This is a genomic window from Verrucomicrobium sp. BvORR034, assembly GCF_000739635.1.
Classification (GTDB): Bacteria; Verrucomicrobiota; Verrucomicrobiia; order Verrucomicrobiales; family Verrucomicrobiaceae; genus Verrucomicrobium.
Genome location: NZ_BATQ01000105.1, coordinates 25,642 through 37,569 on the forward strand (window position 1 = coordinate 25,642; position 11,928 = coordinate 37,569).

Below are 11,928 nucleotides of genomic sequence, written 5' to 3' on the forward strand. Positions count from 1 at the left end.
CGTTCTCGCGCAGGTTTCCTCAGCGCGCGTTGCGGCCCTCCCGCCGCCGCCGGATTTCCTCGATCCCCTTCCGCCCTTCATGGCCAAACTCTCCGATCTCCTGACCGCAGAAGACCTCGTGCAGCTCACGGGGTTGCCGCTGTTTGCCAGGACGGTCATGGAGGGCTTCTCCACCGGCCTGCACGCCTCCCCGCACAAGGGCTCCAGCGTCGAGTTCCGCCAGCACCGCCCCTATGTCCAGGGCGATGAGATCAAACGGCTGGACTGGAAGATCTTCGGCCGCAGTGACCGCTTCTACATCCGCGAGTTCGATGAAGAAACGAACCTGCGCGCCACCATCCTGCTCGATTCCAGCGGCAGCATGGCCTACCGCGGCACGAAGGGCACGATCAAGTACGAGCACGCCCGCAAGCTGGCGGCCGCCCTGGCCTATGTCCTCACCGGCCAGCAGGATGCCGTGGGCCTCGTCACCTTCGATGACAAGCTGCGGGACTTCATCCCCTGCCGGACGAAGACGAGCCATCTGCACCACATCCTCGATACATTGCAGCGCAGCCAGCCAGGGGGTGAAACATCCCTCGCCACCGTGCTCAAGAACCTTGCCTCGCGCCTCAAGCGCCGAGGCCTCCTGATGCTGATCTCTGACTGTTTTGACGATGCAGAGCGTCTTCTGCAGGCGGTGGGGGTGCTGCGCAAGCAGGGGCATGAGATCATTGTGTTCCAGCTCTGGGACCGGGATGAACTGGACTTTCCATTCTCCCGCTGGGCCCGCTTTGAGAACATGGAGAAGACGGACGACGCCCTCCTGCTCGACCCGGCAGCCATCCGGCAGCGCTACCTGCAGGTGCTGAAGACCTTCCGCGAGGACCTCGTCGAGGGGTTGCGTCGCCATCACGCCGACCTCGTTCCCATCATCACCGACGAACCTCTTACTGAAGCCGTCAAGGCCTACCTGGCCCTGCGCATGCGCCAATGATGCCGGCTTCTTCTCCCATCTGCTTCCGCCGCCTCACCGCGCCGTCCACGCTGGGCGGCCGCGGGCTCCCGCCATGAGTTTCCTGAACCCCATCCTCCTGGCGGGTCTGGCAGCTTTCCTGATTCCGCTCATCATCCACCTGCTGAACAAGCGCAAGGTGGTGACCGTGCGTTGGGGCCCCATGCACCTGCTGCATGAGGCGCTGCGGCAAAAGAAGCGCAATGTGAAGGTGGAGCAGAAGCTCCTGCTGGCCGTGCGCATCAGCATACCCATCCTGCTCGCCCTCTGTCTCGCCCTGCCCGTCCTCAGTGCCCTCAGCCAGCTCCCGGGTTTTGACAAGACGTCCCTGCTCGTGCTGCTGGACAACAGCTTCTCCATGCGTGCGCCCGGCACCGGCGGCACTCCGCGGGACAAGGCCCGCAACGACCTGCGCCAGACCCTCGCCGGTCTGTCCCGCGGCTCAGACGCTTCCGTCATCCTCGCCGGGGCACCCGCCCGCAGGCTCCTGCCCCAGACTACCACCGATCTGGAATCTCTCCCCACCCGGCTGGAGAACGAGCCCAGCCTGAGCGGCCCCCTGGCCCTGCAAGACGCGTTTCAACTCGCCCAGGCGGAACTGCCCAAGATGGCCACCGCGGCCCGCGAGGTGCTGGTCGTCTCCGACTTCAAATGGAGCGACTGGCGGCACCTCTCTGAGGGCGGCACTCTGCCCGCTCTGGAGGGGTTGCTCAAACAGGAGCATCCTCCCCTGGTCACCTTCCTTCGCGCCCCCAGCGACACCGAGTCAAACCTCGCGGTTGTTTCCGTGGAACCCTCCGCGTTTGTCGTCGCCCGCGGCCAGGCCATCGCCTTGCGCGCCCGCATTCAGAATCACGGGCCTCGCGCCTATCAGGACGTCGCCGTGCATCTGGAGGCCAACGGCGCCCGCATGCGCTCCACCCGCGTCTCGATCGCGCCCAACTCGGAGTCCGTGCTCACCTTGAGCCACACGCTGGATACCGCAGGGGATCAGGCGGTCACCGTGCGGGTCGAAGGCGATTCTCTTCCCGATGACAACGCCTTCTCCGTCATCATCCCCGTGCGGGAGCAGGTGAACTGCCTCCTGGTCCGCGGCAAGTCCCGCAGCGGACCGCTGGAGGGGGCTACCGATTTCCTTGAAATTGCCCTGACGCCACACCAGAGCGCCGCCACTACCCTTAAGGACGTCATTCGCACTGGTGTCGTCGAGCATCAGTCCATCCGGGACAAGTCTTTTGAAGGCAGTGAGGTGGCCATCCTCGCGAATGTGGAACGCCTCAACGACCGCCAGGTGCAGGAGCTGGAGGAGTTCGTCCAGCGCGGCGGCGGCCTCGTCATCTTTGCAGGCCCGGACATGGATCTGCGCTGGTATCAGGAAAAACTCTACAACAAGGGCAAGGGCCTGCTGCCCTGCTCGTTCAACGGCTTCGGCCATGTGGACGAGGGCCAGACCCCGGCCCGCATCCTCAACCAGCGCCACACCCATCCCGCCATCACGTACTTCAACGACGCCCGCGGCATGCGCCTGCAGGATGCCGCCTTCACCCACTGGCTGAAGTTCGACAAGATCGAAGGCGAAGCCCGCCCCATCCTGAACCTCGATCGCGGTGATGCCCTCATGGTCGAGAAGCCGCTCGGGAAAGGGCGCGTCATCGCCGTGGCCTCCACCGCGAATGCCCAGTGGAGCAATCTCCCCCTGCAGCCCGCCTTTGTGCCGCTCATGCAGCGTGTGGTCACCTACCTGGCCACCCAGAACGCCGCCCCCCAGAGCCAGCTCTGCGGTTCCGTCCTTCGCGCTTCCCTCGGCACCCAGCAGGCCAAGTCCAACTACGAGCTCAAGGATCCCGCCAGCCAGGTCAAGGAACTAACTCCCCGCGCCGACCGGGATGGCGTCATCTTCGTGGACTATGCCGACACCCTGGTACCCGGCATCTACGAGCTGAAGGCCAAGGACTCGCCAGGAGCAGAGGTGCGCCGCTTCGCCTTCAACCTCAATCCGGACGAGTCCAACCTTGATCCCATGCCGGAGGAGGCCATTCGCACCATGGCCCAACGTCTGGGGGCCACCTATGCCGCCAGCCAGGATGAATACGCCCGCCTGGATCGCACCCGCCGTCACGGGGCAGAGGCGTGGCAGCCCCTTCTCTTTGCCCTCATCATCTTCCTCTTCGCGGAGGTCTTCCTCCAGCAGCGCATCTCCCGCGCCTGACCCCCGTTTCGACTCTCTTCTCAGTGACTCCCCAGCAAACAGAAACCCAACTGCGCTTCACCGGTGACTGGCCCGCCATGCCCGTCCTCGCGGTCGCGTTGGGGCTCGCGCTGGTCATGTTCTTCTACTACCGCCGGGAGCTGCGCTTCCACACCGGCACAGCCCGCTGGCTCCTGCCCCTGCTCCGCTCCCTGGCGGTGTTTCTGGCCCTCTTGTGCCTTGCCGGTCCCATCCTGCGCCACATCGCCACGTTCCGCCAGCTCGGACGCGTCGTGCTGGTGGCAGATGCCTCTGCCAGCATGAGTTTCACGGACGATGCCGCCGCCACAGGTACCCCGGCGGCCCCTCACGCTCCTCCTCCGGCTGGCTCCGTTGATTCCTTGCACTCGGGCTCCCGCTTTGCCCGCATGGAGGATGCCCTCCTCGATCCCAACCACTCGCTGGTCAAGACGCTGGCGGAAAAGCACGATGTGGAGCTGTTTGCCCTGCGGGGTTATCGCAGCGAGCGTCTCTGGTGGCACCGCCAGGGCGGGCGGGATGTCTCCGGCGATCTCCCACATCATTTCGAATTCAAGCCCGAGTCCACCGCCACCAATCTTGATCAACCCCTGCGCGATGCCCTGGGCCCCAACCCTGCTGGCACCGCTCTGGTGATCCTCACGGACGGTCAGCACAACGGCCCTGGCTCGCCAGAGGAGATGGCCGCCGGACTCCGGGAAAGCGGCATCCCCGTGTTCACCGTCGGTTATGGCAGCGAGGTGCCGCCCCCGGATCTGGCCGTCATCAATGTGCTCATGCCGGAGGCCGTCTTCTCTGAAGACCGGGCCGAAGGCACCCTCGTGATGAATGACACGCTGCCTCCGGGACTGGCCGCGAGCATGAATGTCGCTCAAGGCGCCAAGGTGCTCTGGCAGCAGAGCTTCACCACCACCGGCGCCGGGGAACGCCGCTTTGACTTCAGCTTCCCGGTGCGCGGGCTCACGGGAGATCCCCAGCAGTCCCTCCGCACCCTGACCGCCCGCGTTGAGCTTACGGGAAACAACGCCGCGCTGGACAAGATCGCGAACAACAACAGCCAGACCGTTTCCTTGCACCTCCTCAGCCGCAAGCGCCGGGTGCTCGTGTTGGACGGCCGCCCCCGGTGGGAGACGCGCTATCTGCACAACCACTTCGACCGCGACGAGCGCTGGGATGTGATGGTCGGCTACGACACCTTCACCCGCGGCCAGGGCGGCCAGGTTCAGGAGGCCTTCCCCAAGACCCGGGAGGATCTCATGAACTACGACCTCGTCATTCTGGGCGACCTTCGCCCAGATGCCCTCAGCGAGGAGCAGCAGGCTCAACTCGTCGAGTTCGTGGAAAAACGCGGCGGGGGTCTCATCCTCGTGGATGGCCGCCGGAATCACCTCCAAGCCTGGCCGCAGACCAAGGCCGGCAGCCTCATTCCGGTGAAGTGGAAGAACGAGGGAGCCCCCTCCGCAGCCCTCGACTACGATCTGACTCCACAGGGCGAGACGATGGAGGCACTGCGCCTGAGCGATTCCCCCAGCACCAACCCCGGGCTCTGGGCCCGTCTCCCCAAGCCCTTCTGGGTGGCTCCCGCGGAGCCTCTCCCGGATGCCGCGGTGCTCGCCCGCCTGGGCAACAGCACCGTCGCTCCCTCGCCCGCGATGGTCTGGCGTCGCCTCGGAGCGGGCAGCGTCCTCTGGATCGGCACGGATGAGCTCTGGCGCTGGCGTTATGAGGTGGCCGACCAGCATCATCAGCGCTTCTGGATGCAGGTGGCTGCCTGGGTCGCCGCCCCGCCCTTCATGGTCGAGAACGACCGCCTCAGCCTCGGCACCGATCAGCTGCGTTATCAAGAGGGCGACACTGCAGAGCTTCGCGTCCGCCTCCGTAACGAATCCGGAGCCATCGTCTCAGCAGGCAGCCCCCGGGCACATGTCTTCCGCAATGGTCTGGAAATCGCCAGTCTGGAACTCACCCCTGACCCCTCGCATGGAGGCGTCTTCCGTGCCATCACCGGAACCCTGCCGGCTGGGGACTATCACATCACCGTCAGTGAAGGCACCGCCCCGGCCAGTGATCTGAAACTGAGTTTCCGCGTGGAAAGCCAGGCCAACAAGGAATGGAGCCAGCTCACCCTCAACCGCCCGCTGCTGGAAGGCATGGCCCGCGTCAGTCAGGGGCGATTCCTTCGGGAGGGAGACATCGCCCAGTTGCCCGACCTGCTCCAACAACTCGACCGCATGGAAACCCGCGCCACCGAGACCAATCTCTGGTACAGCTGGTGGTGGTTCGGTGCCGTGATGCTCCTGCTCACAGCGGAATGGATCCTGCGCAAGGTGTGGCGGCTGGTCTGAGCCGGACGAACGCCCCAAGAACAAAGCCCACCCAATCGTATTACTCCCAATGAACACGACCCTGCGACCTGCCACAGTGGATGCACTGGCCAGCTTCCGGGATCGGCGCACCCGGCTCCTCATGATGAAGGCAGGCATCGCCGCCGCTGTCGTGTTGCTGGGCCTGCTGCTCATCGTGGCCATTTTGGACTGGGCCACCTTCATGCCTGACTCCCTCCGCCAGGGACTCAGCTACACCGGCTACTTCATCGCCCTCATCGCCGCCTGGCGTCTGGGCGTGCGCTTTGTCAAAGAAGCCCGCGGGCTCTACGGCGCCGCTCGCCTGATGGAAGTGGCGGACAAGCGCATGCATGAAAAGCTCCTTTCGGCGGTGGAGCTTTCCCAGGGCGTTCAGGAGAACCTGCCCGACTCTCCGGAATTCCGCGCCCGTCTGCAGGACGACGTGGCCGGAGACCTTCAGGACTTCAAGGCCGAACGCATCCTCCCCACCAACCTGCTCATCCCCTGGTTCAAGGTTCTCGGCGGCGTGCTGCTGCTCATCATCGCCCTCTCCTTTGTGCCTGGCCTCCATCTGCCCGGCTTCATTGCCCGCGCCGCCCTGCCCTTCGCCAATCTCTCCCGCCCCTCCAGCACCAAGGTCACGATCGTCACCCCAGTGCGCGCAGACGTCGTCGTGCCCCTGGCCTCCAGCGTCCCGCTCGCCGTCCAGATCGACGGCAAGATTCCCCGCCGCGTTCTGGTTGAGACCCGCACCGGTGATTCCAAGCCCTCCAAGATGGAGCTCACTCACAACGGGGCCCAGCGCTACGAGGGCTCCGTCGGCATCGGCCAGAGCAGCGTGCAGTATCGCATCCTGGCAGGTGATGCCATCACCGCCTGGCACACCTTCCACGCCAGACCGCGTCCCCGCGTGCTGGAGTTTGCCAAGACCATCACCCCACCCGCCTACACGGGCCTGCCACCCCAGACCCTCACGGAAGACCACGGCGACCTGAGCGCCCTGGATGGCTCCGTGGTGCAGGTGACCATGAAGACCAATCAGCCTGTGGAGAAATCCACCGCCTTTCTCCAGCCCAATGCTAGCCTCGTAGGAGTGAATCCAAACTCCGCGGAATCACTGACACTCGCCATTCCAATTGATGGGAAGTCAGACGCCTGGCAGATCACCCTGACCGCACGGGGCACCGGATTCACCAACGAAGAAGCCTCCCCGTGGCGCATCCAGACGGTGATCGACCACCCGCCATCGATCGGCATCACCCAGCCTCGTGAGCAGCTCGAATGTCGCACGGATGACACTGTCGAGCTGGTGGGCATCGCGGATGATGATATCGGCCTCGCCAAGATCCTGGTGGCCCACGCCATCAACGGTGCCGACTGGAAGGAAACCGTCATCCAGGAGAAGGCTGGCAAGCGGGCAGAGATTCACTCTTCCATCAAGCTGACCCCGCTCCCGGTCAAGTCGGGCGACTCCGTCATCGTCAAGCTCGTGGCCGTGGATTTCAAAGGCCAGAAGGCCGAGTCCTACCCCGTCCGCCTCCTCATTGTGGAGGACAAACTCAACCTCGCCCAGCGTGAGCTCGCGGCCGACCAACGTCGCCTGGCCGCCAGTGCAAAGGCCCTGGCAGAGGAAGTACGCGACCTGCGCAAAGAGACGGAAAAAGTTCGTGCCTTTGACAAAAAACAGCGCAAGAACGACGAGCAGGAAATGCAGGCAGAGGCCGCTCTGGCCAAGATGAAACAACATCTGGCGGCGGTGGACGAGAAGTCGGAGGACCTCTGGAACAAGCTCAAGGAGACGGCGCAAAAGTCTGACAATCCGCTCAAGGCGATGGAACTCAACCTCGCCGGGCAGCGTCTTGCCGAGTTGCGTGGCCAGCATCTCAAGGAGCTGCAGGAACAGAGTCAGGCAGAGGATCTGGACGAGCGTCAGTTGAAGGACGCTGCCAACCAGCTGGCGAATGATGCCGAGACGGTTTCGCAGGCTATGGAGGCCTTTGCTGCGGCGGATTCCGCCAAGGCCGTGCGCGAGGCCATGGAGCATCTCGCCCCCCAGCAGACCAAGCTTGCGGAGAAGGCCATCGATGCCAATCGCAATCCCGATGAACGCGGCAAGTGGCAGGAGCAACAACGTGCCGCCCTGGCCGCCGCTGCCAGTGCCAGGAAGGATCTGGAAGACCTCAAGTCAGCCATCCAAGACTACCGCAAAAGGGATGTGAACCAGCACCTCGAGAACTTCGACAAGAAGATGCCTGCGGTTCAAAACTCGCTGGACTCCCCCAAGCAGCACCAGGCCCCCGAGTATCTCTATGGTCAGGCGCATGAACTGCGCAACGCCGCCAACCAGGCACGCGACGCCAGCCGCTGGTTCGCGGATGAAACCGCCCAGAAGGCCCAGGAGATGCGGGAGCGTCTTCTGAGAGACCAAAACCCCGCCCTCGCTGCCTTGGATCAAGCGCGGGACCAGATGGCCAAGGCCGCCAACGAAAAGAAAGAGCAAAAGAACCAGAGCGAACCTCCCAAAGAGCAGGCTGCCGATCGTCTCGAAGCCGCCGCCCGACAGTTCAAGGACCAGAGCGAGCTCCGGGAGCAAAACCACCAGACCAACAATCAGGCCGCGTTGGACAAGAACCGCATGGGCCGCGCTTTGCAAAACCTTGCCGAGGAGCTTCGCCGCACAGAGTCGCCAGAGCAGATCAAGGCCGTCTCGGACAAAGCCCGCCAGTTGGTGGAATCCGCCCGCGCTCTGGAGTCAGACGCCATGGCGCAAGATGCCGCCGCCTCCCTCCAACAGGCGAAGGACGCCGCCTTGGCACAAGAGACGCCTGCTGAGCAACTCCCCGCCGCTCAAGCTGCCGCCAACCAATTGAAGCAACTGCCGGACACCCTGCGTCGGGCCCAGTCCAACCAGGAAGCCGCCAACGCCGCGCAAGAGGCCGCGAACAATGCTCAATGGCAGCGGGATGAGACCCAGAACCAGCTGCGTCAACTCGCCGACCAGAAGCAGAACGGGCAGCAACCCCAACCGATGGCTCCCGAGCAAAACCGGGCTCTGGAAGCGAATGCCAAGGCCGAGGCCAAACTCGCCGAAGCCATCAGCCAGTTTGCCCCCAAAGTCGCAGCGGCCCGCGAGCAAGTGGAAGCCATGACGCCCAAGCTGAGCGAGCTGGCCAAAAACACCTCGGATGCCCTGCAACGTTCCCAGGAACAGACCCAGCAGACGGCCCAGGCGGCAGAGAACAACCAGCCTGCCGAACAGACCGCCCAACAGGCCAATGCCCTGATGCCTCAGGCCAAGGAGGACGCTCAAAAGCTCTCGGATCTTCAGGCCGCGCTCCGCCAGGAGGCCAATGCCGCGGACCTCCAGAAGGAAGCCGACCGCCAGATGGCCCGCGCTGCCGATGTCGGCATGGCCCAGATCCGCCAGCAGACACCGCAAATCGCGCAAAACCTCCAGCAAGCTGCTCAGGCCCAACAAGCTCCGCAGCAGCAGGCGCAGGCCCTGAAGAACGCCGCCCAGGCCCAAAAACAAACCGCACAGGCACTGGATCAACTCGCCCAGAACCTCCAGAAAATGGAGCAGGGCCAGGCTCTTCCGGAAGATGCTCTCGCCGCCCAACAGGCCGTGGAGGAGGCCCTCGGCATCAAGCAACCGCTGGATCAGAGCTATCAGGAAGCGCAGCAGATCGCCAAGATCATGGAGCAGGCCCAGCAGGACCCCAAGAAGGCCCTGGCCGCTCTCGAACAGGAGTTGAAGAAGAATCCCCAGATGCAGCGGGCGTTGGGCGAGCTTTCCGAGAAGACGGCTCAGGAATCCCAGTCGAACCTGGAGCTCGCACAAAGCCAGCCTCAAATGGCCCCCCTCGCCACCTCCATGGGAGCTCATGATCTGGCCCGCGTGGCCAGGCACCAGGAGCGCCTCGACCAGAAGGCCGCAGCGCAAAAGGTCGCCCAAGCCAGCGCCAAACTGAAGGAGCTGGCAGACGCAGTGAAAGCCAATCCTTCGCAGATGACTCCTCAAACTGCGGAACAGGCTTCCCAGACGGGGCAACAGGCGCACCAAGCCGCTGCCGAAACCGCCTCCGCCCAAGCCGAAAACACCCCTCCACCCACCTCCTTCTCCGATGCCGCCAAAGGGACGATGCTGGCCCAGGCCTTGGATGAGTTGGATCAAGCGGTGAACCCGATGGAAGGCGGCAGTCCCCAACAGTCCCAGGAAGGACAACAGGCCCAAGCCAGCACGCAGCAGGGTCAGCAGCAAGGCCAACCCCAGCAACAACAAGGCCAGGGGCAGAACCCACAACAGAGCGCGCAACAAAACGCCCAGCAAAGTCTGGCCCAAGCCAATCAGGCCCAGGCCCAGCAGATGGCTCAAGCTCGTGCCCAGGGCATGGTCCCCGGTCAGAAGCCCCCGCAAGCCGCCCAACGCAACAGCCAGACAGCCAAAGGACCGAATCAGGAGCCCGCTCCTGATGCCTCCGGCAACATGACCCAGGGCCAGACCAATCTCGTCGTCCCCGTTTTGGGAGCGACCCAGGCAGGTGACTGGGGTCACCTCCCCACCCGCATGGCCAAGGACCTTAGCGAAGCCTCCCGTCAGGAGCCTTCTCCAGAGTACCGCGCCGCCATCGAAAGCTATTACAAGGCCATTGCAGAGAAGGCCAAAAAATGATGCCGTACCGCAGACAGCTCATGCCCGTTTTGAAGTTCGCTTTCTGGGGATTGCTGGCCCTTCCTTTCGCCCATTCCCCTGGTCAGACCTCTCCTTCTTCCACCGCGGTTTCCCCGGCAGTGAAGCAGGCCGTGGACAAGGCCTCCCGCTGGCTGATTGGCCAGCAGCGCTCCCAGGGTTGTTTCCTTGATGAAAATCGCGGCGATCCCGTGCCCCAGCACAGCGGAGCCCTCACCGCCATGGCCATCATGGGTCTCACGAGCGTGGGCCACATGCCCACCGATCCCACCCCCGAAGGCCGCGCTGTCGCCAAGGGTCTGCGCTTCATGACGGACAACATTGTCCCCAATGAAGAGGGCTATCTGGGCCAGAGCGACCGCTCTCGCATGTACGGTCACGGCATCATGACGCTGATGTTTGCCGAGATGGTCGGGCAGACTCAGGACGAAGAGATGGATCGCAAACTCCGCACTCGCGTGGAGCGCGCCGTGGAGCTCATCATGCGCTCCCAGGACGTCGTCAAAAGCGAGGCCAACCGCGGCGGCTGGCGCTACGAGCCCGGCAGCAGCGATTCCGATATTTCCGTCAGCGTCTGGCAGGTCATGGCCCTCCGTGCCGCCAACAACGCCGGGGTGAAAGTGCCCAAGAGCACCATCGACCGGGCGGTGGAATACATGAAGCGCAGTTATCGATCCGAGCGCAACAACCAGGGCCAACCGGTGGACATGGAAGCCGCCTTCAGCTACGAGCCCTACGGTGGGCGTCAGACCTTCTCCACCACCGCTGCCGGCATGCTTTCCCTCCAGGTTTGTGCCCAGTACGATGCACCCGAAGTCATCGGCGGCGGGAACTACCTGATGAAGAATCCTCCGTCGCCCACGGAGCCCTGGTTTTATTACGGAAACTACTACTACGCGCAGGCCATGTATCAGCGCGGCGGAGACTTCGCGGCGGTGGGGCGTGAGAAGACAGAACAGCTTCTGGTTCAACTCCAACAGCCCGACGGGGCCTGGCAACCAAGAAATGGGAATGAGCGCAGTGCCGGTCCCATCTATGCGACGGCTCTGGGACTCCTCAGTTTGTCCGTGCACTACCACTTTTTGCCGATTTATCAGAAATAGTGGAAGCCCCGATTTTCTAGGGCTTTCCTTGCACCTGCGATCTAAAAAAGGTGCATGCGGCATACATACTTCTTCGACTGGGAAAAGTTGGCACGGCGCTTGCTGAATTGCGTGACGAAGGCGGCACTTGCCTGATTCATGCAACTCAACCCAAACGACACCATGCTCACAAAGAAGAAGAAGTGGACCATACTAGAAACCGTTGTCGCGGTGGCAGGCCTCGCCTGCATGACCGTCAACTCCGGGCGGGCCTTCGCCCAGGATGCTCCAGCCCCTGCACCTGCTCCGGCTGAAGCTCCTGCGGCTCCTGCTCCCGCCCCGGCCGCTGAAGCCCCAGCCCCCGCTCCAGCGCCTGCCGCTGCTGCTGAGGCCCCTGCTGCCGCTACAGAAGCTGCACCTGCCGGTCCCACTCTTGAGCAGCGTCTTGCGGATATCGAGGCCTACATGAACAACGTGCCGCGCGCAGACCTCGCGACCTCTTTGGTTCCCGGACCTGGCCCAGGCCACAACGCCTGGCAGATGACGAGCACCGCCTTGGTGCTTTTCATGACCCTCCCGGGTCTGGCTCT

At 63.8% G+C, this 11,928-nt stretch carries 5 protein-coding genes and 1 pseudogene; all 6 read left to right on the top strand.

From position 1 onward, the window contains the following. Nucleotides 1–79: 79 nt before the first annotated feature. Nucleotides 80–976 (top strand): DUF58 domain-containing protein, encoded by an 897-nt coding sequence (locus BV034_RS17485; RefSeq protein WP_050028284.1) that lies wholly within the window; start codon nucleotides 80–82, stop codon nucleotides 974–976. Between the two features lie 73 nt (nucleotides 977–1,049). Further along, on the top strand, nucleotides 1,050–3,203 hold the full coding sequence (locus BV034_RS17490; protein ID WP_050028285.1) for a BatA domain-containing protein: 2,154 nt from the start codon (nucleotides 1,050–1,052) through the stop codon (nucleotides 3,201–3,203). A 77-nt stretch (nucleotides 3,204–3,280) separates the two neighbouring features. Next, complete coding sequence (locus BV034_RS17495; RefSeq protein WP_265593123.1) at nucleotides 3,281–5,566, top strand: VWA domain-containing protein; 2,286 nt, start codon at nucleotides 3,281–3,283, stop codon at nucleotides 5,564–5,566. A 49-nt stretch (nucleotides 5,567–5,615) separates the two neighbouring features. Continuing rightward, the gene (locus tag BV034_RS17500) at nucleotides 5,616–10,238 is read left to right on the top strand and encodes a hypothetical protein (RefSeq protein WP_050028287.1); all 4,623 of its coding nucleotides are present in this window, start codon (nucleotides 5,616–5,618) and stop codon (nucleotides 10,236–10,238) included. Beyond that, nucleotides 10,235–11,359, top strand: coding sequence for a hypothetical protein (locus tag BV034_RS17505; protein ID WP_050028288.1), 1,125 nt, complete (start codon nucleotides 10,235–10,237; stop codon nucleotides 11,357–11,359). Before BV034_RS17500 ends, BV034_RS17505 begins: the two co-directional genes overlap by 4 nt. Before the next feature lie 138 nt (nucleotides 11,360–11,497). Beyond that, a pseudogene (locus tag BV034_RS36115) lies at nucleotides 11,498–11,928 on the top strand (hypothetical protein); the annotation flags it as partial.

Bases quoted from the DNA above. Each gene is read 5' to 3' on its own strand.
- BV034_RS17500 (WP_050028287.1), top strand. From the start codon at position 5,616: ATGAACACGACCCTGCGACCTGCCACAGTGGATGCACTGGCCAGCTTC.
- BV034_RS17505 (WP_050028288.1), top strand. From the start codon at position 10,235: ATGATGCCGTACCGCAGACAGCTCATGCCCGTTTTGAAGTTCGCTTTC.
- BV034_RS17495 (WP_265593123.1), top strand. From the start codon at position 3,281: ATGCCCGTCCTCGCGGTCGCGTTGGGGCTCGCGCTGGTCATGTTCTTC.
- BV034_RS17490 (WP_050028285.1), top strand. From the start codon at position 1,050: ATGAGTTTCCTGAACCCCATCCTCCTGGCGGGTCTGGCAGCTTTCCTG.
- BV034_RS17485 (WP_050028284.1), top strand. From the start codon at position 80: ATGGCCAAACTCTCCGATCTCCTGACCGCAGAAGACCTCGTGCAGCTC.